General features: G+C 66.1%; 18 protein-coding genes. 5 read left to right on the top strand and 13 right to left on the bottom strand.

Going from position 1 to position 23,583, the window contains the following annotated elements:
• Nucleotides 1-192 precede the first annotated feature (192 nt).
• A complete protein-coding gene (gene flbT, locus GGD67_RS29500; RefSeq protein ID WP_028144338.1) occupies nucleotides 193-630 on the top strand; it encodes a flagellar biosynthesis repressor FlbT in 438 nt (145 codons plus the stop codon).
• 69 nt (nucleotides 631-699) lie between these two features.
• Here flbT and GGD67_RS29495 read toward each other — a convergent pair whose 3' ends face one another.
• From GGD67_RS29495 to GGD67_RS29455, 9 genes are all read right to left on the bottom strand, one after another.
• Nucleotides 700-2,199 (bottom strand): aspartate aminotransferase family protein, encoded by a 1,500-nt coding sequence (locus tag GGD67_RS29495; protein WP_179737799.1) that lies wholly within the window; start codon nucleotides 2,197-2,199, stop codon nucleotides 700-702.
• Entirely contained in the window at nucleotides 2,196-3,449 is a 1,254-nt protein-coding gene (locus GGD67_RS29490; protein ID WP_179737797.1) for a hypothetical protein, read from the bottom strand. Before GGD67_RS29490 ends, GGD67_RS29495 begins: the two co-directional genes overlap by 4 nt.
• Nucleotide 3,450: 1 nt before the next feature.
• Entirely contained in the window at nucleotides 3,451-5,100 is a 1,650-nt protein-coding gene (locus tag GGD67_RS29485) for a hypothetical protein (protein ID WP_179737796.1), read from the bottom strand.
• Nucleotides 5,090-5,866: a hypothetical protein gene (locus GGD67_RS29480; protein ID WP_018317297.1), complete on the bottom strand. Its 777-nt coding sequence runs from the start codon at nucleotides 5,864-5,866 to the stop codon at nucleotides 5,090-5,092. The genes GGD67_RS29485 and GGD67_RS29480 overlap by 11 nt, the downstream gene beginning before the upstream one ends.
• Nucleotides 5,867-5,937: 71 nt before the next feature.
• Complete coding sequence (locus GGD67_RS29475; RefSeq protein ID WP_179737795.1) at nucleotides 5,938-7,821, bottom strand: flagellar protein; 1,884 nt, start codon at nucleotides 7,819-7,821, stop codon at nucleotides 5,938-5,940.
• Between the two features lie 21 nt (nucleotides 7,822-7,842).
• Nucleotides 7,843-9,726, bottom strand: coding sequence for a flagellar hook-associated protein FlgK (flgK, locus tag GGD67_RS29470; RefSeq protein ID WP_018317299.1), 1,884 nt, complete (start codon nucleotides 9,724-9,726; stop codon nucleotides 7,843-7,845).
• A 34-nt stretch (nucleotides 9,727-9,760) separates the two neighbouring features.
• A complete protein-coding gene (locus GGD67_RS29465) occupies nucleotides 9,761-12,016 on the bottom strand; it encodes a flagellar hook-basal body complex protein (protein ID WP_179737793.1) in 2,256 nt (751 codons plus the stop codon).
• Between the two features lie 289 nt (nucleotides 12,017-12,305).
• On the bottom strand, nucleotides 12,306-12,818 hold the full coding sequence (gene msrB, locus GGD67_RS29460; RefSeq protein WP_179737791.1) for a peptide-methionine (R)-S-oxide reductase MsrB: 513 nt from the start codon (nucleotides 12,816-12,818) through the stop codon (nucleotides 12,306-12,308).
• A gap of 87 nt (nucleotides 12,819-12,905) precedes the next feature.
• On the bottom strand, nucleotides 12,906-14,375 hold the full coding sequence (locus GGD67_RS29455; RefSeq protein WP_179737789.1) for an FAD-binding oxidoreductase: 1,470 nt from the start codon (nucleotides 14,373-14,375) through the stop codon (nucleotides 12,906-12,908).
• 190 nt (nucleotides 14,376-14,565) lie between these two features.
• On the opposite strand from GGD67_RS29455, the gene GGD67_RS29450 reads away from it, so the two are divergent.
• Together GGD67_RS29450 and GGD67_RS29445 are read left to right on the top strand one after the other, a co-directional pair.
• Nucleotides 14,566-15,102: a histidine phosphatase family protein gene (locus GGD67_RS29450; protein ID WP_179737787.1), complete on the top strand. Its 537-nt coding sequence runs from the start codon at nucleotides 14,566-14,568 to the stop codon at nucleotides 15,100-15,102.
• Nucleotides 15,103-15,149: 47 nt separating this feature from the next.
• The gene (locus GGD67_RS29445; RefSeq protein ID WP_026201824.1) at nucleotides 15,150-15,575 is read left to right on the top strand and encodes a universal stress protein; all 426 of its coding nucleotides are present in this window, start codon (nucleotides 15,150-15,152) and stop codon (nucleotides 15,573-15,575) included.
• 1,096 nt (nucleotides 15,576-16,671) lie between these two features.
• Here GGD67_RS29445 and GGD67_RS29440 read toward each other — a convergent pair.
• Nucleotides 16,672-16,908, bottom strand: a complete 237-nt coding sequence (locus GGD67_RS29440) for a DUF1127 domain-containing protein (protein WP_179737785.1) — start codon at nucleotides 16,906-16,908, stop codon at nucleotides 16,672-16,674.
• A 186-nt stretch (nucleotides 16,909-17,094) separates the two neighbouring features.
• Here GGD67_RS29440 and GGD67_RS29435 point away from each other — a divergent pair, with 186 nt between their 5' ends.
• Nucleotides 17,095-18,438 (top strand): PLP-dependent aminotransferase family protein, encoded by a 1,344-nt coding sequence (locus tag GGD67_RS29435; protein WP_092261194.1) that lies wholly within the window; start codon nucleotides 17,095-17,097, stop codon nucleotides 18,436-18,438.
• A 21-nt stretch (nucleotides 18,439-18,459) separates the two neighbouring features.
• Here GGD67_RS29435 and GGD67_RS29430 read toward each other — a convergent pair whose 3' ends face one another.
• Nucleotides 18,460-19,047: a hypothetical protein gene (locus tag GGD67_RS29430; RefSeq protein WP_179737784.1), complete on the bottom strand. Its 588-nt coding sequence runs from the start codon at nucleotides 19,045-19,047 to the stop codon at nucleotides 18,460-18,462.
• Nucleotides 19,048-19,126: 79 nt separating this feature from the next.
• Here GGD67_RS29430 and GGD67_RS29425 point away from each other — a divergent pair, with 79 nt between their 5' ends.
• A complete protein-coding gene (locus tag GGD67_RS29425) occupies nucleotides 19,127-19,561 on the top strand; it encodes a hypothetical protein (RefSeq protein WP_018317328.1) in 435 nt (144 codons plus the stop codon).
• A gap of 62 nt (nucleotides 19,562-19,623) precedes the next feature.
• On the opposite strand, the gene GGD67_RS29420 is transcribed toward GGD67_RS29425, so the two are convergent.
• Both GGD67_RS29420 and GGD67_RS29415 read right to left on the bottom strand, forming a co-directional pair.
• On the bottom strand, nucleotides 19,624-22,023 hold the full coding sequence (locus tag GGD67_RS29420; protein WP_179737782.1) for an EAL domain-containing protein: 2,400 nt from the start codon (nucleotides 22,021-22,023) through the stop codon (nucleotides 19,624-19,626).
• A gap of 112 nt (nucleotides 22,024-22,135) precedes the next feature.
• A complete protein-coding gene (locus tag GGD67_RS29415; protein WP_179737780.1) occupies nucleotides 22,136-23,545 on the bottom strand; it encodes an MFS transporter in 1,410 nt (469 codons plus the stop codon).
• Nucleotides 23,546-23,583: the final 38 nt, after the last annotated feature.

Below are 23,583 nucleotides of genomic sequence, written 5' to 3'. Positions count from 1 at the left end.
GGTTTCGCGTGATTCGGCCGGGGACGCCGCGCAAGATCGCCGCGCAGCCGCAAGGGTACGACCTTGAAAATATTGCGGTTTCCCGCGTGAACGGCTGGAATTTACAGCTCGTTAACTAATTCCGAGCGAGAATCACGTCTTAATAGGCCGCAACGAGCGCTCGGTTACGAAAGCGTTGATGGAGAACAGGCAATGGCCCTCAAGGTCGAGCTCAGACCGCACGAACGCATCATCGTCGGCAACTGCGTGATTACCAACACGGACCAGCGTGCGCGCCTCCTGATCGACGGCGACAACGTGCCGATCCTGCGCGAGCGCGACATCCTCACGCCGGAGACCGCGGATTCGCCGGCGAAGCTCGTCTATCTGGCGGTCCAGCTCATGTACATCTCGCCGGATCCGCAGAGCCAGCACGGCACCTATTTCAACCTGGTGCGCGATATCGTCACCGCGGTGCCGAGCGCCTGGCCGATCATCGAGGGCATCAACAACAACATCCTGAACGGCGACCTCTACCGGGCGCTGAAGGATGCCCGCAAGCTGATCGCCTATGAAGAGAAGCTGCGGAGCCAATTCGAGGCCACCCATCCCCAGACGGAAGCGGCCAAGGACGTGAGCTCCGCCGCCTGACCATCGACGCAAACGACAACGGCCCCGGATCGTCTCCGGGGCCGTTGTCGTTTCAGCCATGCACCAGTGCTATTGCGCCGCGAGCGGCGGTGCCTCGACCTCGATCATTCCGTCGGCGAACCGCCGGCTGCCGAACTCCAGCACGGCCGCGACCAGCGCGTCGATATCCGCCTCCTCGGTGCGGTGATTGACGATCGCAGCGCGGATCGCAAACCTGCCGTCCAGCGTCGTGCTCGAGGGAGCTGCTATTCCGGACTCCTGGATGTCGGCGACAATCTCGCGATTGACCGCATCATCGGCACGATAGCGGAAGCAGACGATGTTGAGGTTGACCGGCGCAAGCAATTCCAGCCGCGGTTCGGCCAGTACGCGGGCCTCCAGATATTTTGCCAGCGCGCAGCTTCTCGTGATCGTCGCACCGAGCCGATCGGTACCAAATGTCTTCAGCGTGAACCACGTCTTCAGCGCACGGAAGCCGCGCGACAGATCGGGACCGAGATCGCAGGGCCAGACCGCGCCCGCCGCAAGCCCCCTCGCCTCGCGGCGCAAATAGGCCGCGGGCTGTGCGAAGGCCTGCCGATGCTGCTCGCCATCGCGCACCAGGAGGAAGCCGGCGTCGTAAGGCACTTGCCCCCATTTGTGGAAGTCGAGCGCAATGGAATCTGCGAGCTCAATGCCGCCGAGCAGCGGCGCGAGCTCGGGCGAGAAGATCGCGAGCGCACCGAAAGCACCATCGACGTGAAACCAGATGCCCTCCTCGCGGCACAGCTCTGCGATCGCCTTGAGGTCGTCGATCGCACCAATGTCGACAGTGCCGGCAGACGCCACGACCAGGAACGGCTTGAAGCCGACCTCGCGATCAACAGTGATTTGCGCACGCAGCGCGGCTACGTCGATGCGATGATCGGCATCGACGCCGATCTTGCGCAGCGCATCGGTGCCGAGCCCGACGATGTCCATCGCCCTGGAGACGCAGCCATGCGCGGCCTGCGACGTATAGGCCGTCAGCGCCGCACCGTCATTGCCGATGCCGTATTGCCGCGCCAGCGTGCCGAGTGCAGCCGTCCGCGCCACCAGCACCGCCATCAGATTGGCCATCGACGTGCCCGTGACGAAGATGCCGCTCGCACTGTCCGGGAACGCGAACAGGCGGCGCATCCAGTCGACGATCTGGCGCTCGACCTCGATCGGCATGTGGTCGCGTCCGCCGAGATTGGCGTTGAGGCCGGCCGCGAGCATGTCCGCGACCATGCCGACCGCGGTGCCGCCGCCATGCACCCAGCCCATGAAGCCGGGATGGACGTTGCCGGTCGCATACGGCGCGACGTGCTCGGCGAATTCGCGATAGACCTCGGCGAGGTCGCTCGCCTCGCGCGGCACGTCGGCCCTGAAGGCCGCGCGGGTCGCATCGGGAATCGGCTGCCAGACCGGGCGCGCCCGGACGTTGGCGATGCCGTCGATCGCATCGTCGAGCATGCGATGGGCGAGCGCGCGAAATTCGCTCCAGTCCTGCGGGTCGAGCGAGGCGTGCGCGACGGAGCTTTGCCCGCTGCGGATGATCTCGTTCATGCTGCACTCCCCTCGCCTGCTCTTGCATACCGCGACAACATCGCCGAGAACGCCGCAAAGATCTTGCGCATCTGTGGCGGCTTGTAGGGAAACACGGCCGGCGAATCCATGTTGTGCACGACGGCGGTGTTGTCGGCCTCGAACACCAGGAGCTCGCCGTCCTGGTTCTCGGCGCAATCGACGATGAAATAATCGAGGCCGACACGCCTGCTCATCTCCTTGAGCGCGCGTCCGTGGCGCGCGGCGAAGGCGTGATCGAAGTCGCGCATGAAGATCGCTTCCTCTGCCCGCTTCTCCTCGCTGAACGCCATGTAGGCGTTGAGATACCAGATGTCCCAGCGGTCGGCGATCGCCATGTGGCAGGCGTAAGGTTTGCCGTCGACCATCGCGAGACGATATTTGCGGTAGAGCCCGTCGCGGTTCACATAGTCGACGAAGCGCGCGACGAAAAAATCCTGCTCATCACGCTCGGCAAGATAGGCTGCGAGCGCGGCCGCATCGTTGAGCTTGGCGAGTCCGACGCCTGCATGCGAGCCGCGCGGCCGCGCGATCATCGGAAAGCGCAATTCACCCGCGATGTCCCGGCAGGCGATCTGCCCTCGCGAAAGATCTGACAATTGCGCGCGCGTCGCGTGAATGGTCGCGGGAATATCGAGACCCGGCACGCCGGCCAGCAGCCGATGCAGCTTGTCGCGATCGAGGTTGCCGATGCGATCGGGACGATTGAGCAGCGGCCGCGGCCAGTGCGGCGCGGCCTGCTCGATCGAGGCGAGCGCCTCGCGGCATTCCTCGGAATCGGAGGCGACCACGATGGCGACGTCGTGCTCGGGCAAGTTCTCCGGCAGACCGACGCCCTTGACAACGTAGAGTGTCAACAGCTCGATGTCGGAGCCTTCGAGCAGGAAATCGATCGGCGTGTTGCCGCCCATGTCGATGTCGGCTGCAAGCGCGAGCACGCGCAAGCCCGGCTTCGGAGCAGCGCTCGGCGTTCGAAACAATTGGTGGAAGCTCAGCACTTCCGACTGGATCGCAAGCCCCTGATCCTTGTCGCCGAGAAGCTGGGTGATCAACGACAGATCCAGCCCTTCGCCCGCCAGTGCGGTCCCCGCCGCGATCCGCGCCAGCAGCTGGTCGCGCAACGGATGCAGGTCGACACCTTCGAAGGCCTGGCGCGTCAGCTGCGAAAAGCCGATGCGATCGGCGTAGTTCGCCGCGGTCATGCGAAGCGGCGCGGAAACCGGATGCTGCATCTCACACCTCGAACGCGGAGTTTACCGGCGCGGCCGCGACCGCGCCACGGTCAAGCAGCAGCTCGATCTTTACCAGGACATGGGCGATGCGATCGAGAATTTGCTGCACGTTGCGTTGCGCCTGCGCGATGTCGGGCGACCAGGCCTCGGTCACGAGCCGTGCGCCGACGCAGAGGCGCAGCACGGCCTGCGGTGCCTCGTCCTGCCGCTCCAGCCGGACCGGCTGGCCGATCAGGCAGCGCTGCACGGCGACCTGCCGGTCCGCCGCACTGCCGCCGATCGCCTCGTTCATGTCGCGCGCCAATGCCCGATGAACGGCGGCGGTCTCGGCGATCGAGACCGGCTTGCCGTCGCGCAGCAGGATGAATGGAAAGATCGTGGTTTGTGCAAATTCCTCATCATCCGCGCCGGCAGTCCCGATCGCGGATGGAACGGGGCGAAGCGACGGCGACAGCGCGATCATGCTGTCGATGCCGGCGGCGAGCTCGGCGAGTATCTCCGCGCGGAAAGCCCCGGGCACCGTGTAGTAGCGGCCGATCTCGGCCAGCGCCGCTTCCCAGCGCAACCATTGACCGAAATTCGGACGGCGCTCGAAGCGCGAACGCAGCGCCGTCCAGGCCACCGGCCAATCGCAACGGCCGGCATAGTCGAAGATACCAGGCGCGATCCCCTCGACCCGGTCGAGCGACCGCGAGAGGCCCTTCGGCACCAGCACCGCGCCGCTGAAGGCAGGTCCACCGAAGAATTTCGAGCCCGTCATCAGCACCATATAGCCGCGGTCGAGATAAAAGCGCAGCCGGCGGCGACCGAGCCGGGCCTGGCAGGCGTCGACGACGATCTGGACCTTGCGCGGCCAGCGCCGCGCGATCTCGTCGAGACAGGCCGCGCTCGGTGCGCGCCAGCCGAGCTTGGATGCATCCATGATCTGGAGCAGCACGGGCGCGCCCTGCGCGATCGTGGCCTCGACCGCACGCAGCACCGCGGCATCCGTGTCCGCGCGCATCGCAATCCCGGGCTCGGTCGCGAGCAGCGGCAATGCGAGACTGGCGCCGGCGAGCCCCGCAACCGCACCGTCCTTGCGAACCGCAAGGCCGCTCGCCGTCATGGAGCTGAAATGGTGCCCGCGGGCGGTGTGGGTCGTCCCGCTTCCGGTCTGGTCGGCGCCGACCACGACCGTCACCGGCGGCGCCCCGAGCACCGCGCGCGCCAGGAACAGGGCATGGAGCTGGGAGTCGGTGCCGGAGGGCGAGAACACGACGTCGACACGCGGCGAGAGCTGGAGATGGCCGCGCAGCTCGTCCCGCATGTCCTCGCAGCGCGCATCGAAGGCGATCTCGACCTCGTCGAACAGGCACTTGTGCATCAGCTCTTCGCGCGCCAGCGCGGCACGGTCGTAAGCCACTTGCGAGATCGTCGATGCGGTCGAGGAGGCGAAATTCCAGATCTCCGGCTCCGGCGAAGCCGCGCAGCCATAGCCATTGACGCGATCCCTGGCGTCGAGCGCCAGCCGCGGATCGCCGCCGGAAACCAGCAGCGTGTCCAGTGGCGTGAAGAGATCGCGCAGGCGATAACGCGAGCCGCCGTCGGGGGCGCGCTCCTGACCTGACAGACGGGATGCGCCGGCGCTCATCCCGGAAGGCTCACGCCGCATCGGCCGCAGCCGCCGGCGCGAATTGCGAGGCAATATCGCCGTGGAACACCGACGGCCCGACGTGATCGAGCGAGCTCTGGATGTCGGCCCAGATCTCGCCGCCGATATCGGTCCAGCGCTTGCAGAAGGCGAAGTCCTCGGACAGATACGTGCCGGTCGCCGGATCGATCATGCATTCGAACAGCGCAAACCGGTTCTGGCTTGCCGCCAGCGTGTCATGCGAATGCTCACGGAAGAACTGCAACGCCGCATAGTCCGGATGGCGGCACATCGCCTCCAGCGCCTGGCGCCGGATCATCAGGAAGCCGGTGCCGGCATAGCGCACCCGGGTGAAACCGTTGACCACGACGATGCGGTCGGGATCCTCGATCTCGAGCACGTAGTCGAGCGAGGCGGCCGGCACGTCGGTGCGGCCCGACTGGATCGCCCGCGCGGCCTTGTCCCAATTGACCCGCTTGATCGGATAGCAGCCGGCGACGACATCCGCGCCGCATTCGATCAGCCGAAACACCTGCTCCGGCTTGAAGCCGATATCGGCGTCGATGAACAGGAAATGCGTCGCCCTGGGATCGTCCAAGAACATCGCGACCAGATTGGCCCGCGCGCGGGTGATCAGCGCATCGCCGTCGCGCAGCAGCACCTTGAGCTCGAGATTGGACATGCCGTGCACGGCGCGCTGGAGCGCGAAGATCGAGCTCGCATAGATGCTCGACACCTGCCCGCCGAAGCACGGCGTTGCCACCACCAGTTGCATCCTGTCCGACATCGGCAGCTCCGCCCCGCTCCAATCCTCACCAAGAGGTAAAGAGGCATGGTTAACGGCGCCTTAACGCATCCTTACAGGAACTTGACGAGCGAGAGCTGCGCCAGGTTCGAGGTCACCTGATAGGACGCCTGCAGCGCGTTCTGCAGCGCCAGCAGCTGGCTCGCGACCTCGTCCGGCGAGGCCGATTCCGCCTGGTCGATGATGGTCTGGAGCTGCGCCTTGGCCTGGGTCTGGCGCGTGCTCGCGTCCTTCATCGTGTTCTGGGCCATCGCGATGTCGGTCTGGATGTCCTCGATGCGCTGCTGGCCGGGCTGCTGGGTCAGCGCCTGGGTCGTGCGCAGGCTCAGCGCAGCGACCTGCCCGCCCGAATACTGCCCGGTCGGCGAGGTCGAGAAGGTCCCGAACACCGCGATCGCCTGCAACTGCCGGCGGATCGCGTCCTCGTTCGCCTGGGCGCCGTACTGCACCGTGACGGAATCGTCGACGCGCGCCATCGCGGTCGAGCGCGCCGAGCCGGGCCCGTCATTGCCAAGATACCATTCCACGGTGGTGGCCGAGCCGTTGACCAGCGTCGTCGCCGAGCTCGCGGGCGAGGATCCGACCCGCAGCGGCGGCTGGGTGGCGGTCACGGGCGTCGCGCTGAAACCGAGCGAGCCTAGCGCGCCGGTATTCGAGCTCGTGATGTTCAGGCTCGCCGCATCGTCGGTGTTGATCGTGATCGAACCGCCATGGACCGTCGAGGGCTTCGACGTCCCCGTGATCTGGTCGATCTTGCCGAGCAGATTCTGGATGCTGTCGGTGACGTTGAGCTGGTTGCCGGTCGCGCCCGAACTGACGAAGGTCAGCGTGGTGCCGTTGACGGTGATGGTGTCGCCGGCGACGAAGCCCGGCGAGATCGAATCCGAGGGGCTCGCCCCGGACAGCGCGGTCGCGCCGGTCACGGGCGCCGGCGGCGCCGCCTGGTTGTTGACGGGCGTGCCGATCGCCGAGCTTGCGGTGTTGAAGAAATTGTCGCCGGCGACGATCGCGGATGCCGCCACCAGCGAGGTGTTGGCGAGCTTCGTGATCGCGGTGTTCAGCGCGGCGTTGAGGTTGTTCGCGGTGTTGGTCGGGTTGACGGGGGTGCTGGCGTCGATCGCGAAGCTGCCGAGCGGCGTTGGCGTCGCCGTCGACGCGGTCAGATCGATCTGCTCGGTCGAGCCGTCCGGCAGCGTGAACTGCACGCTCAGCTTGTCGCCATTGTTCGGGTTGACGCCGTTGAGATCGACCGAGAACGACACCGGCGAGCCACTCGGGCCGGTGATGGTCGCGCCCGTCAGGGTCGAGGATACCGCCTTGAGCTTGAGCCCGAACGGCGATCCGGCGGCGTCTTCCGACACCTGGATCGAGCTCGGCGTCGGCTGCGTCTGCACCAGGCGGCCCATGCCGTTGGCGCCGAGGTCGGCGGCCTGGCGCTCCGCCATCACGGTCTTGAACCCCGCCTGCGTCGTGGTGCCGTTGATGATGTCGCCGGCATCCGCAACCGACTGCGTATTGACTGCGGTTCCGGAGAACAGATAGCGGTTGCCCGTCTGCGTGTTGAGCACGCCGACCATCGAGCCGAACTGGGCGGCGGCGGTGTTCTGCGCGATGGTCTGGCCGTTGACGTTGAGATCCTGCGCGGTGTTGGCCGCGCCGGTCTGCACCGTGCTGCGGATCTTGGTCAGCGACTGCAACGCCGTGTTGGCGAGGTTGATGCTGACATTGACGTTGGTGATCGTGTCGGTATAGGCGGCGATGTTGGAGAGCTGCGCGCGCCCGGCGATCGCAAAGCCCTCGTTGGTGCCCATCCCGGAATAGTTCTGCGACAGCTTGCCGGTCGAGAGCTGCGTCGACAGGTCGGTGAGCTGCTGATTGATGTTGCGGATCTGCGAGCCGAGAATCGACGAAGAGTAGTTGATGCTGCTGATCGACATGTTTCAGAGCCCTGTTACTTGTTACACTTGAGCCTGGAGCAACGTATTCATCATGCTCTGCACCACCGACATGACGTGGGCGTTGGCGGCATAGGCATTCTGGAGCTGGATCAGGTTCGACATCTCCGAGTCCAGATTGACCTTGGAGGTCGAGTCGAACTTGGCCTGGAGCGTCGAGACCACGACGCTCTGGCCCTGCTGCAGCTGGGTGGCCTGGGTCGCGGAATTGGCCTGGACGCTCAGGAACTGCTGCAGATAATTCGAGACGCTGCCGGTGAAGGGCTGGCTCGCCGAGCCGAGGCCGCTCGCTGGCGAATAGGAGAACACCGCCGAGGTGAGCTGCGAGTAGAGATAGTCCGAACGCGCGGTGTCACCCGAAGGCGTCACCGGCGAGGTGTTGTACACCGACATCCGGGTCGGGTCGGAGACCAGCTGCGTGTTCACGGCGATGCGTCCGGCAAGGCCGGTCATCTGCGAGCCCGAGGCGGTGATCGCGCCGGTGTAGAGCGCCTGTCCGCCGTCGGTGAACAGCGGCAGTTGCGGATTGCCCGAGGTCAGCGACGAGATCGTCTTGGTGATCGAGGACGAATTGACCTTGGCGAGGCCGCTGTTGTCGTCCGTGATCCGCAGCGTCGTGGCGGTCGCCGGCGACGGCGCGGCGGAGAACGTCAAATGCGAGGTGGAGAGCGCCGTGTTGAGTGCCGAGGCGATCGCGCCCATGCCGCCAGAGAAGTTCACGCCGATCTGCATCGGGTTGGCGTTGGCCGCGTTCTGCAGCGGCAGCGCCGCCGGGTCGGTGACGTTGACAAGGGTGACCTGGCGCTTCGTGTTGGTCGCCGTGTCGGTGTAGGTGAAGGTGGCGGTGTTGCCCGGCAGCGCACCGGCAAGGTCGATGTCGAAGCCGGCCGGCGGGCCCGACACCGTGGTGCCGGCGGTGGTCTTGTCCGACAGCGCGCTCGACATCGTGGCAGCGAGCTGGTCGATCTGGTTCTGCGCCTGCACCAGCGTCTCGTCGCGCAGCTTCAGATCGGCCGCGATCTGGCCCGAGGAGACCACGTTGTTGGCGACGACGTCGACCTTCGAGCCGTTCGGCAGCACGATGTTGAGCGCGCCGACGCCGGACTTGGCCGGATCGATGTTGTAGAGCGAGGTCGCCGACAGCGCGCCGGCGGAAGCAAAGGTGAATTGCGAGGCGAGCCCGGCGCCGACGAGCTGGATGCCCGTCGTGGTGTAGATGTTGGCCTGGTTCGAACCGTCGGTGGTGACGCGCACGTCGACATATTTCGACAGCGTGTTGATGGCCTGGTCGCGCTGGTCCATCAGCGTCGCGGCCGAGGGGTCGTTGGCCGACAGGCCCTGCAGCTTGGTGTTGATGTCGGCGATCTGCTGCATAGCGACGTTGGCCGCTTGCGCCGAATTGCCGAGATCCTGCTCGACGTTGGAGCGCAGCGACTGGATGCCCTTGGTGGTGACGTTGAGCTGCGTGGCCAGCGCCTGCGCCGCGCCGAGCGCAACGGTTTGCGCCGATGAGGCGCCCGAGCTGGTCGACAGCGCTTGCAGCGCCGTGGTGAACTTGTTCAGCGCGGTTTCGAGCGTGCCGCTGTTGCCGGGCGTGCCATAGACATTCTGAAGCTGCTTCAGGATGTTGGCCATCTGATTGGCGTAGCCGCTGCCGCCGGTCTCGGTGCGCAGCTGATTCAGCACATAGGTGTCGAGCTCCCGGCTGACGCCGGTGGTCATCGCCGTCGAGCCGAAATCGCCGGTGGTGACCTCGATCTGGTTCGGGGTCTGGACGACGTAACCCGGCGTCTGCGCATTGGCGACGTTCGAGGAGACGATCGAGAGCGCGGCCTGGTTGGCACGCAGACCGCTCATCGCACTGGCGAGGGCTGAACTCAAACCCATGTTACTTGCCGCCTTTGGTTACGTTACGCGCCGATCAGCGCAACACGTTCAAGAGGTCCTGCACCATCGAATTCGCGGTCGTGATCACCTTGGTGTTGGCCGAATAGGCCTGCTGGGTCACGATCAGCTTGGTGAATTCGTCGGCGATGTCGGTGTTGGATCCCTCCAGCGAGGAGCCGCTGATGGTGCCTGAAGCGCCGTCGATGGCATCACCCGACTGCTCGGTCGCGGCATAGGCGCCGCCGTCCATCGCCTTCAGATAGTTGGTGCCGTTGAAGTGCGAGAGCTGAACCTGAGCGAGGTTGAGGTTCTGGCCGTTGGAGAAGGTGCCGACCACGATGCCGTTGTTGTTGACGGCAACCGAGCGAAGCTGACCGGCGGCATAGCCGTTCTGCGTGATGGTGTTGATGGTCACCGCGCCGCTGGTGCTGGCATATTGCGTCAGTCCGCCCGAGGAGATGTTGAAGGCGACCGAGCCGAGCGACTGACCGCTGACGCTGACGTTGTTGATGGTGATGCCCGAGCCGCTCGGCGAGGTCAGCGAGCCGTCGCTGGCAAAGGTGAAAGTCTGGCCGGTATTGACCCAGCCGACGGTCGTGCCGGTCGCGTTCGGATCGGTCTGGTAGAACAGGTTCCAGCTATCCGAATGACCCGCACCCAGCGAGGCGCTGTCGGTCTTGGCCCAACGCAATTGCAGGTTCACCGGCGTGCCGGCGGCGTTGTAGGCGGTCACCGCGCCGCCGCTGATCGATTCCTTGGTGAAGGTCGCGATGTCATTGCCGATCACACCGCCGGTGCCAGCGGTGCCACCGCCGTCGCGGTTCTTGGTGATGGTCGATGTGAAGCCGAGCGCCGAGAAGGCAGCGCTGTTGGAGCTGGACACCGAGAGGTTGGAGACGGTGCCGGTGTTCAGCGTGATGACGCCGCCGCTGCTGACCGTCGATCCCGAGGCGCCGGAGAGCGCGTCAATCTTGCCGAGCAGAGTCGTGACGTTGTCGGTGGTGAGGATCTGACTGGCGCTGGGAACCGTAGGCGGCGAGACGAAGGTCAGTGTCTGGCCGTTGACGGTGATGGTATCGCCGGCGGCGAAGCCGGACGAGAGCACCTGGGCGCCACCGGCGGTTGCGCTGCCGCTCAGCACCGTTGCCCCCGAGATCGCGGGTGAGGACAGTACGTTGCCGCCGCGGGTCACGCTGCTGATGCCGAGCGCGGTGGCGGCGGTGCCGCTGCCGACCGCCACATCGGTGCCGGTGCCGGTGGAGATCACGATGTTGCCGCTCGCGGAGAGCGAGGCCGTGACGCCGGCGCCGCCCGCGGTCTGGATTCCGTTCAGGATGTCCGCGACCGTCGCCGTCGTGCCCGCGCCGAGACCGATCGTGGTGTTGTTGCCGACGGTCGAGACCGTCGTGCCGCCGTTGAACGTGATGGTGTTGCCATTGATGGTCAGGGTCTGGCCGCTCAAGGCGGTGAGGATGCTGGAGGCGAGATGCGTGCCGACCGTGTTGTCGAGCGATGTGGTGGTCGAGGCCACCGCCGCCGAATTGTTCTGCAGTGCGACCGTGCCCGTGCCCGACGTCGACGAATAGGCCGAACGGATGTTGCCGGTTGCAGCCGCGCCGGACACCATTGCGTTGGCATAGGGCGCGGGAGGTGTGCCGACCGGCAGCGGGTTGGCGGCGAAATCGGACGGGTTCAGCCCGCCGGCCGCCAGCAGCGTGCCGCTCGACGCGGTCGTTTTCGCCACCGTGTTCGGCTGGGTCGGCAGGTTCGCAGCGTACTGGATCGAGGTGGTCGCCTGCGCCGGAATGAAGTTGTTCTGGAATTGCAGCACGTTGGCCACGCTGCCGGTCGGGTTACCGGTCTTCGGATCGACCGTGACGCCCATCAGGTAATAACCGGCGCCGTTGACCAGATTGCCGTTGGCATTGAGCTGGAAGTCGCCGCGCCGCGTGTAGTAGGTGACCCCGGTGAAGACAGGCACGTTGTCGACGACGCCGCTGGCCTTCTGGATCGAGAAGAAGCCGTCGCCGGTGATCGCCATGTTGGTGGCGACTGTGGAGCCCGAGATCGTGCCCTGCGTGGTGATGGTGGCCTTGGCGTTGGCCGTCACGCCGCCCGCGACCTGCTTGCTCGGGACCGAGGAGTCGGGGATGAGATCGACGAAGCTGGTGCCGATGCCCTTGTAACCGGTGGTGGATGAGTTCGCGATGTTGCCGGAGATGTTCTGCAGCGCGTAGGACTGCGCCTGCAGGCCACCCACCGAGGTGTTCATTGCATCGAAGATACCCATAACTTTGTCTCCAAATCCGATCTCGGCGGCGGGTCGACATGGCCGCAGTCGGAGGAGACAGTCGCAAGGGCTATGCCAATGCAGGTATTCTCAGGAAATCAATGACTTAATGAAAAAGCCCCGGCCTGACGACCGGGGCACATTTGCCGGGACCGGCAACAATTGCCGGGACACATCGTCGTTCCGGGGCGATGCGAAGCATCGAGCCCTAGTGCGCATTGCGCACCTGAGAACCTCGAGATTCCGGACTCGATGCTCACGCATCGCTCCGGAATGATCCCCGCGAAACCTACGTCGCCGAGGCCGCCGCCGGATGGAACACCAGCCCGAAACCGTCGATGCAATAGCGCAATCCGGTCGGCTTCGGACCGTCGTCGAAGACGTGGCCGAGATGGCCGCCGCAGCGCCGGCAATGCACCTCGGTGCGCACCATGCCGTAGGCGCGGTCCTCGGTCTTGCCGACATTGCCCTCGATCGGCTGGTAGAAGCTCGGCCAACCGGTGCCGCTCTCGAACTTGGTCTCGGAGGCGAACAGCGGCAGGTCGCAGCCGGCGCAGGCGAAGATGCCTTTGCGGTGCTCCTTCAGCAGCGGGCTCGAGCCGGGCCGCTCGGTGCCATGGTTGCGCAGGATCTCATATTGCTGCGGCGTGAGCTGGGCGCGCCATTCAGCCTCCGTCTTCGTGATCTCGAACTTTTCCGCGGCTTTCTCGCCAGCCTCGGCGGGCGTTCCTCTCAGCCAGCGGAAGGCCCCGAGGCCGAACAGGCCGGCGGCAGTCGTCAACAGGATGCGTCGATCAAACATCTCATTCTCCGTGCGCGGGCAATCCACGCCCTGAGATACGGGCTTCTGTCGGCCGAAGTTACACGTCCGGGCGGAATTTCTCTCAACTTATTGGGAGGCGGCGCCATCATGCGAGGCCGGTTCCACGGCATGCTCGGCCTCCCGGACCGCGCGTTTCGGCGGCGGGGCCGGTCGCGGCCTGACGCCGGGCGCTGGGCGGCGCGGACCGGTGCCGGCGGCCCGATTGGCTTCGGCAAGGCGCGCCTCGCGCTCCCTGTCCTTGACCCTGGCGCGTTCGCGGTAGCGGGCGAGCGAGCCCGCGGCGGCAGAACTCGCCCTGCCCCAGATCCCGACCAGCTGGCCCGCGACCCGCCCCGTGGCGCCGCCCGCCCAGACCAGCTCGAACGGCGAGAACAGCTTCCAGCGCTCATCGCCCCACAGGATGCTGCGCGCGATCATCTGCCCGGCCATGGCCGAAATGTTCATGCCCTGGCGGCCGAACCCGCTCGCCACCCAGAGGCCTTTGCGCAATTGGCCGATCTGCGGCATGCCGTGCACGGTCTGGCCGGTGGCGCCGCCGAACATTTCGCTGATCTCGACATTGCCGAGCTCCGGAAAGATCGTGCGGATCCGCCGCCTGACGCTGCCTGCAAAGCGCTGCGGACGCGCGGCCCAGGTGGTCTCCGGGCTCTCCCACATCAGCCGGTCGCCATCGACGATGCGGAAATGGTCGACCCCGTCGGAATCCATCACCGCTCCCTTGAAGGCAATGACCTCGTGCACGCGCTCGCCGAGCGGCGCGGTGATGCCGGCGTAGCGCCAGACCGGCAGCAGCGTCTCTGACAGCCGCCGCAGGGGCGTGCCGAGATGGATGTTGCCCGCGAGCACGATGTGGGTGGCGCGCAGCCGCGCCGACGGCGTGACGATGCGCTTGCGGATGCCGGAATGATCGATGCTGACGACCGGCGTGTCCTCGAAGATGCGGGCGCCGGCCCGCCGCGCCAGCGCCGCAAGGCCATGCACATATTTGCGGCCGTCGACCTGAAACGCTTTGGGATAATACACGCCGTGGAAATAGCGATCGGTCTTGAGCACCTCGCGGACGCGATCGACCTGCCAGCCCTCGACCTCGGTGTCGAAATCCTCGTTCAGCATCTGCAACCGGCTGATCAGACGGTCGCCGGCATCGACGTTGGAGACCTCGAGCACGCCGTTGCTCGGGGCAATCCCCGGCATGTTCTCTTCCGTGGCGTTGGCCCGGACGAACTCGGCCCCCTCCTTCGACAGCGTCCACAATTCACGCGCGTCCTCAAAGCCGATGCGCTCGATCAGGTCGGTGAGCGGCAGCGCAAAGCCAGGCATCACGGTGCCGAGCTGGTTGCCGGAGGCGTTCCAGCCGATATGACGGCCCTCGAGCACCGCGACACTGGCCCCCAACCGGGCTGCCTCCAGCGCGATGGAGAGCCCGGCAAGCCCGGCACCGATGACGCAGATGTCGGCGTCGAGATCGAACGACAGCCGCACACGGTCGCGAAAGCCGGCTTCTTCCTGGGACACGCTTGTGAAAGTCTCGCTCATGTCGTTTTCTTAGAGCATGATCCGGAAAAGTGTGCAGCGGTTTTCCGAACAGATCATGCTCGAAATAACAACCTTAAGCACGATGACGATTCGTTCTAGTCTCATCGCGCTTTACACCTGCCAGGCGCTTGTCACCTTGTCCCCGCCCGCGTCTGTACATTATCCGCGACCGTAACGATTCGAGAATGCCATGCGCCGTTTGATGCTGCTGCGTCACGCCAAGACCGAGACCGACGCGCCGAGCGGCCGTGACCAGGACCGACGGCTCGATGATCGCGGCCACAAGGATGCCGCCCGGATGGGCGACTGGATCGCTGCCCATCCGCCCTTCCCCGAGACCGTGCTGGTGTCGCACGCCGTCCGGGCCCGGCAGACCTGGGACATCGCCTGGGAGGCGATGAAGGACCGCGTCCCGACGCCGCAGGTCGAGATCCTGCCGGAACTCTACGGCGCCGATCCCGCGCAGATCCTGGACTCCATTCGCACCGCAACCGCCCCGGCCAACCCGAAGCGATTGCTGCTGGTCGCCCACAATCCCGGCATGCACGAGGCCGCCTTGATGCTGATGGGCGGCGGCGATCATGATGGCGCCAGGGCGCTCAGCCACAATCTGCCCACCGCGGGGCTTGCGATCTTCGACTTTGACGTCAAGGATTGGGGTGACGTGGCCTACCGCCGCGGCAAGCTGGTGCTGTTCACCAGCCCCAAGCTGCTTCGATCGGGATGATCGCGACGGCCGGGAAAACGTGCTGACTGGAAGATTTGGAGGCGCAGATGTTCAAGTCCATCCTCGTGCCCATCGACCTCGCCGACACCGACCTCGCCAAGCCGGCGATCGCGACCGCCGCAACGCTGTCGCAGACCTGGAGCGGCCAGGTGCGCCTGCTCAACGTGCTGCCGATGACGCCTGTGATGCTGGCCGAATACGTGCCGGCCGATTTCGACGAGCAGCAGCGCCAGACCTCGGAAGAAGCCCTCGCCATCGTCGCGCGCGAATCCGGCATCGAGGCTTCCCGCATCTCCAGCGTGGTACGCCAGGGCGGCATCTATCACGAGATCCTGGAGGAAGCCGTGCACATGAAGGCCGATCTGATCGTGATGACCTCGCACCGGCCGGCGATGCGCACCTATTTCCTCGGCTCCAACGCGGGGCATGTGGTGCGCTACGCGAAGTGCTCGGTGCTGGTGGTGAGGCATTAAGGATCGTCATAGCCCGGTCTCGTAGGGTGGGTTAGCCGTGCGGCCTGCGCGAAGCGCTGACCGCTCGGCGTAACCCACCACTTTAATATCCGCGGCGGCAGAGAGGTGGGTTACGCTTGGGGACTGCGCTTCGCGCAGCCCGCGGCTAAACCCACCCTACTCGTCTACAATCCCTTGCGTTTCTACAATCCCTTGCGTTGCCCGACGGGCAAAACACCCAACTGGTCGGTCAATCCGCGCCGTCGAAAATATTCCACTTTACCGAAATTCGGAAATGACGTATGTGTCGCGACAACCCGGCCCAAGGAAGAGGGGCGTATCGCGATCGTCACGAACGCGGGCCGGGCGGCGGTGGACGCAGATGACATCGGCGCGAAGAGCAATCGCAGGGCGGAGAGCCGTGAGCGAAGGCATCGCGCACACGACCGGTGTGATTCTAGCGTACGGCAAAATCGTGTGGTCCTGACGCCCGGGGTCTGTGCGTCAAGTGTTGCGGTGATGGGTGTCGTCCAACCGGACGCATCCCTCAGCCATCCGCAAGGCGACGGGGGCAATAGTGCAACGCTCCCCGGGGAGAGCACGACATAAGCCGTAAAACCACTGCGCAGGGAAGGCCGGGATGTCCTGGCTACACCTGTATGCCGCTGTGCAGCTTCTTGTTACGCAGGTTTCGCACAGTGGACCTCGGGTGCCAGCGGGCTCCCGGTCTTCCCTGCGCCCTCTTTCAATCGAGGGTGAAGCGATGAAGCACAGCTCGGGCGAGATCAGCCGCGAGGATGCGAAGCTGTGTCTGCGGTTTGAGCTACGTGCTACGATCTCGATCTCGTAGGGTGGGCAAAGCGCAGCGTGCCCACGCCCTGTGGCTCATGGAAGGAGATCGTGGGCACGGCGCTATGCGCCTTTGCCCACCCTACGACACCCTGCGATCCCATGTCAGTCATTCCACCACCGCTCTCGTGCCCCGGACGCGGCGCAGCGCCTCTTCGGCGGTGCGCTGCAGAGCCGGGGCCCATGTATCAGCGACTGCGCGGCTTCCTGGGTCCCGGCTCTGCGCAGCAACGCTTGCGCGTTGCGGCGCGTCCGGGACACGAGAGGCTTACAGATACCGCGCCAGCTCGGCCTTGACCTGCCCGTAGACGGCGTCCTCGATCTGGCTGCGCGTGATCCCGATGTCGCGCAGGGCACGGTCATCGAGCTCGTTCAAGGTCTTGACCGCGGAGCGGCGCTCGAGGCGGTTGAACAGCGCATAGGCGCCTTGGGCGAGCGTTGCAAAAAATCCGCCCGTCGAGGATGGGCGTAAACTCCGCCCTGCAGTTTGCGAGATCGTGGTCATGTTTCTTCTCCGGCCTGGTGTCCCGCGCGGCGAAGCAGGTGCCGTTGGCGCCGACGCATTCAGCGCCTGCACCTCATTTGCCGTCGGATTGCTCTCGCTCTCCTCGGCTCAATCGTGGAACTTGATGGAACTTAAATGCTCCAGTACACTGCTCGGAGCAAGTAAAACATTGCTCTCGGTGCAATAATGTCCAAGTTCGAGTACGTGAAGCTTGCCGATGCCATTGCCTCGGATATCTCTAACGGCACGTTAAGGCCCGGCGATCGGCTGCCGCCGCAGCGCAATTTTGCCTATGACCGCGGCATTGCGGTCTCGACCGCGAGCCGGGTTTATACGGAGTTGCTCCGCCGCGGGCTCGTCGTCGGCGAGGTCGGCCGCGGCACCTTCATCTCCGGCGACATCAGGCGCGAGGTCGAGGCGTTGAGCGAGCCGCGCGATGCGCGGATCGATTTCGAGGTCAATTATCCGCTATTGCCGCAGCAATGGGCGATGATCGCCAAGAGCCTCGCAGGGCTGGAGCGCGTCGACGCGCTCGAATCCGCGCTGCGCGTCTCGACCAGCACCGGCACCAAGAGCGCGCGCAATGCTGCCGCCGCCTATCTCGCGCGCAAGGATTTCGCGCCGCAGGCCGAGCAGATCGTCTTCACCGCCAACGGCAAGCAATCGCTCGCAGCCGCGCTCGCGGCGCTGGTGCCCACCGGCGGCCGCTGCGGCGTCGAGGCGCTGACCTATCCTTACGTCAAGAGCATCGCGGCGCGGCTCGGCATCACGCTGGTCCCGATTCCCATGGACGAATTCGGCGTACGTCCCGATGCGATCCAGAAGGCGCATCGCGAAGCGCACCTGTCGGCGCTGTATCTGCAGCCGATCATCCAGAACCCGCTCGGCGTCACCATGAACGCGACGCGACGCGCCGACATCATGCGCGTCGCCGAGAAGCTCGACCTCACCATCATCGAGGACGCCGTCTACGGCTTCCTCGCCGACGACACGCCGCTCGCCGCGCTCGGGCCGGACCGCTGCATCGTCCTCGACAGCCTGTCCAAAAAGGTCGCGCCGGGCCTTGCGCTCGGCATCCTCGTGGCGCCGCCGCACTTGCGCGAAAGCGTGATGAGCGCGGTCCGCACCGGCGGCTGGATCGCCTCGGGCCATGCGCTGGCGGCCGGCCAGCGGCTGATGGCTGACGGCACCGTCGCGGAATTGACGCGGCTGAAACGCATCGATGCGGCGCGCCGGCAGCAGACCGCGGCAAGGCTGCTGGCCGGCTACCAGCACGCCGCCGATCCGCGCTCCTACCATCTCTGGCTGACGCTGCCGTCGCACTGGCGCTCGCAGACCTTCGTCGCGGCCGCGGCCCGGCGCGGCATCGCGCTGACGCCCTCCTCCACCTTCGCGATCGCCCACGGCCATGCACCGAACGCGGTGCGCCTCGCCCTCGCCCCGCCCACCTTCGAGCAGCTCGATTCCGGCCTGCGCACGATCGTCTCGCTGCTCGGCACCAAGGAGGAGGATTTCGACTCGACTGAGTAGCGATTGGTCGTAGCTCTCGGTCTAGGGCAGCAAGGCCTTCGGCACCTGATCGAAGCGATAGCTCTGCGGCTGGTTGCGCCGGACGAAGCCGCCGACCTGCCAGGCGAACAGCGCGGCAAAGCCGAGGATGAAAAGCGCGCCGGCGAACTCGCCGCTCACGAGGGCGCGGATCAACAGGCCCGCCATCGCCACCGTCAGCACCGCCAGGAATGCCAGCACCGCGGCATAGGCGGTGCGGCCGAGCCCTGCCGTCAGCACCGCGCGGCTGCCCGCCTTCGCCATCCGCGCGTGCAGCGCGAGGATGAACGCGCGAAAGCCGTTGTCCTGCGGTGCCATCAGCGCCGCGGTCTGCCAGCTCGTCGACAGGATCGCGATGCGGCGGCCGCTGTTGTGAGTGACATCGGCGCGAAAGCGGTGCTGCTGCATCGACACCGGGCGGAATGACAGCCGGATCGCGCTGATCTCGTCGTAAGGCCACAGCGAGGTGCGGCCGCCGATGTGCCAGGATAGCCCCTGCTCCGTCAGCTCGAAGCGATGCGCCGAGCCGATCAGCGACGCCTTGTAGGCATAGCTCGTGACCGGCGTGGCCTCAGCTTCCGACCCCTGCATCCCCTCAATCAATCCTGTCCGCCCCATCCCGGCCGCGATCCGCTTGCGCGATCGCCCTCGCCCATCCTACAAGCGAGGCATGGCTGAGACGACCTTTTTTCCGCGCCGGCTGATTCTCGGCGCCGCCGTGATATCAGGCGTGCTGCTCGCGCTCGCGGTGCACATGCTGGGCGCGCGCTATGGGCTCGACCTCGGCGGTCTCTGGCGCTCCGACACGCATGAGTTCATCCCGGCGGGCGCGGCGATCGCGTGGTGGCTGATCGCGACCGTCGGCTTCTCCGGCGGCTATTTCACCGCAACGTTGATGCAGAGCGCCGTCTCCGGCCAGATCCCGCAACGGATGCGGCAGTTCCTGATCGCGGTCGGCGTGCTGCTGCTCGCGGGTGCCGGCCAGGTGGCCTCGGCGCCGAGCCCGATTCCGACCGTCGCGGGCGTGCTGGCCGGGCTCGCGGCGCTTTGCCTCGGCGCCGTCATGGCATTTTGCGGCGCCCATTTCGCATTGCGCCGAGGCTAGAGCATGATCCGGAAAAGTGCGAAGCGGTTTTCCGAATAGATCATGCTCAAACAATAGGGTCCTCAAGCCGAGGCCAGCAGCCGCGGGCGATTGAGCATCACCGCCACGTCGGAGGCGGGCCGCGGCTTGCTGAACAGATAGCCCTGCGCCTGGGTGCAGCCCTCGCGCCTGAGCAGCTCGAGCTGCGTGTCGTTCTCGACGCCTTCCGCGGTGGTGACGATGCCGAGGCTGCGGCCGAGCCCGGTCACGGCGCGGATGATCGCCATGGAATCCTCGCGCGTCGCCAGCTCAGACACGAAGGAGCGGTCGATCTTGATCTTGTCGAACGGAAAGCTGCGCAGATAGCTCAGCGACGAATAGCCGGTGCCGAAATCGTCGAGCGAGATGCGCACGCCCATGGCGCGCAGCTCATGCAGCGTGGTCAGCGTCGCCTCGCTGTTCTGCAGCAGCACGGATTCGGTGATCTCGAGCTCGAGACGGCGCGCGTCGAGTCCCGAGGCGGCGAGCGCCGCGATCACGGATGCGATCAGGTTCGGATTCTTGAACTGCACCGGCGACAGGTTGACGGCGAGGTCGACATCATCAGGCCAGCTCGCCGCATCGATGCAGGCCGAGCGCAGCACGAATTCGCCGAGCTGGACGATCAGTCCGGTCTCCTCGGCCAGCGGGATGAAGTCGATGGGAGCGATCAGGCCGCGTTGCGGATGGTTCCAGCGCAGCAGCGCCTCGAAGGCGACGACGCGGCCGCTGGCGACGTCGCGGATCGGCTGGTAATACACCTCGAACTCGTCGCGCTGCACCGCCGCGCGCAGGTCCATTTCCAAGAGGCGCCGCGCCTGCGCGCGCGCGTCCATGCCGGTCTCGAAGAAGCGATAGGTGCCGCGGCCGTCCGCCTTGGCGCGGTAGAGCGCGAGGTCGGCGTTCTTCAACAATTCGCTCGGATCGCTGCCGTCCTGCGGCGACAGCGAGATGCCGATCGAGACGCCGATCACGATCTGATGGTCGTCGATCTCGTAGGGCGCCGAGATGACCTCGACGAGGCGGCCCGCAAGCGATCTCGCAGCGGTTTCCTCGGACCGACCGATCTGGACCACGGCGAACTCGTCGCCGCCCAGTCGCGCCACCGTGTCGCTCTCGCCGACGGCGGCCGTCAGCCTGCGGCCGACCTCCTTCAGCAACGCATCGCCGATGGGATGACCGAGCGAGTCGTTGATGTCCTTGAAGTGATCGAGATCGAGACAAAGCACCGCGAGCTGATCGCCCGACCTGGTGCGCCGCAGTCCCTGCTCGAGCTGTTCGTGGAACAGCACGCGGTTCGGCAGGCTGGTCAGCGCGTCATGGCGCGCCATGTGCGAGATCTTGGCCTGCGCCTCGAGCCATTCGGTGATGTCCTCGAAGGTCGCGACCCAGCCGCCGCCCTGCATCGGCTGGTTGACCACCCGGATGGAGCGGCCGAACCGGCTGACGATGTCGGTCGTGGTGCGCCCCTCGCGCGCGTCGGCGACGAGGCGGGCGAAGAATTGATCCGCATCGCCCTGCCACTGGCCCTTGGCCTGCTCCTCCCTGAGCACGTCGACCAGCAGGCGGCCGGTCAGCGCGATGTCGGTGCGACGGAGCATGGCGGCATAGCGCTCGTTGAACAGCATGATCTTGCCGTCTGCATCGAACATGCACAGACCCTGCGACATGTTCTCGAGCGCCGTATCCAGCACCATTTGCTGGGCGCCCAGTTCGCCCTTGGCGCGGCGGTCGAGCAGCGCAGCCACCAGCGCGATCGCGATGATCGCGACCGCGGCGCTGGCCGTGAGGAAGGACAGCGAGGCCGGCGGGATCGACAGGCCGCCGATCGCGAGCGTCGGATCAGGCGTCAGCAGCACCGCACCCATGGCGGTGAAATGATGCGCGACGATGGCGACGGTCAGCAGGACCGTCGCGGTCAGCGCATGGAAGAGGTCGTCGCGCCGCGCGGCCACGAACAGTGCAAGTGCCGCAAAGACGATTCCTGATAGCACCGAAACGGCGACCGTGCTTCCGATCCAATTGACCCGCGCCGGCATCTCCAGCGCCGCCATGCCGGTGTAATGCATCGCCGCGACCCCGGTGCCGACGATGGCACCGCCGAGGACGATCCACACCGCCCGCGAGGACGATACGGCGATGCTCAGCCCCACGAAGGTCACGGAGATCGCAAAGATCAACGACAGGATCGTCACCGGGATGTTGTAGGCGCCGGCGCCGCCCGGCCCGTAGGCGAGCATCGCGATGAAATGCGTCGCCCAGATGCCGCAGCCGCTGACGGCTGCGTCGAGACCGAGCCAGGCCAGGCGTCCGACACCGTTGGTCGCGCGCGCCCGGTGGAACAGGCTGATCGCCGCCGCGCTGGCGAGCAGACACACCGCGCCGCCTAGCGCGACGAGCCGCCAATCGTGCTCTTCGGTGAGACAGTAGAGAACTTGATACATCGCGGGCCCCTATGGACCCGCAGTTGAACCAACAGAGGTGGACAGGTGGTAACTGGCTACGCGCCTGTTGCGGCAATGGTGAACGGAAGATGTGCCCATTCGCTCGGATTGTTCATCCTCGCGCCGGCGCACCCAGGCCGATCGCGATGGCAGCGAGCAGCAGGACGGATGCGGACACGACCAGCGACAGATGCAGCCCCGCCATGAACGCCCCCTCGGCGGCCACCAGCGAACCGAACAGCGCGACGCCGAGGACGCTGCCGGTCTGCCGCGTCGCGTTCAGGACGCCGGCCGCGATGCCGGAGCGCGCCTTGTCGACACTGCCCAGCAAGGTCGAGGTCAGCGGCGGAACCAGCAGCCCAAGTCCGCCGCTGATCGCGATCATCTGCGCGCAGATCATCCAATAGCTCGTATCAGCCGCGATCCACAGCAAACCGAGACAGCCGAGCGCCGACACGCTGGCACCGACCACGATGGTCGGGCACGGGCCGATGCGCTCGGCGAGGTGCGGCGCCAGCAGATTGACCGGCAGCACCGCCGCCATCATCGGCACGAAGGCGAGCCCGGTCCACCACGCCGACAGCCCATTGATCCGCTGGAAGTACAGGCTGAGCACGAAGATGAGGCCGTAGATCGCGATATTGACGAGCAGGCCGACGAGCGAGGTCAGCGCGAACAGCCTCTGGCCGAACAGCGACAGCGGCAGCATCGGCTGCGCCGCGCGGCTCTCGCGCCAGATGAAGAGCGCGGCGAGACCTGCGCCACCGACAAAGGCTGCAATCACCGCCGGATGATCCCACCCGAGCGCACCGCCTTCGATGATCGCGCCCGCCAGCGCCCCCAATGCGCCGATCGCTGCAAGCTGGCCGGGCAGATCGATCTCGCGCGAGCGGGCCTGCGTGGTTTCGCTGGCGTAGCGCCAGCTCAGCCACAGGCCGGCGAGCCCAATCGGCAGATTGACCAGGAAGATCGCACGCCAGCCGACCAGCGTGATCAGCGCGCCGCCGACAAAGGGGCCCGCGGTGAGCGCAAGGCTCGCGCCGGCAGCCCAGACCGCGACGGCACGGCCGCGCGCTCGCTCGTCCGGATAGGCATGATTGAGCAGCGCGAGGGAATTCGGCACCAGGATCGCCGCCGCCAGCCCCTGCACCAGCCGCGCTGCGATCAGCACGGCGGCATTGGGCGACAGCGCGCAGGCGAGCGAAGCCGCGGTGAAGATGGCGAACCCCGCCATGAAGACGCGCTTGGCGCCGATGCGGTCGCCCAGCGCGCCTGCCGTCAGGATGAAGGCGGCAAACGCGATGGTGTAGGCGCTGACCACCCATTGCAGTTCGGCGACACCGCCGCCGAGCGTCCTGCCCATCGCATCGAGCGCGGTGTTGACGATGGTGACGTCGAGCTGCACCACGCCGTAGCCAAGGCTCATCGCGGCCAGCGTGAGCGAGGTCGCAAGAGGCGAACCGGCGCGCGACGCGCTGGTCCTGTCCTGAAAGATTTCATGCTTGATGGTGGTGGCTCGCATGCTGCACCTCGATTGCAGCCCCATGCGATATATACGCT

The organism is Bradyrhizobium sp. IAR9 (assembly GCF_013408065.1).
GTDB lineage: Bacteria > Pseudomonadota > Alphaproteobacteria > Rhizobiales > Xanthobacteraceae > Bradyrhizobium.
The sequence above is the reverse complement of the archived record's forward strand: the minus strand, read 5'-3'. Positions and strand labels throughout refer to the sequence as shown.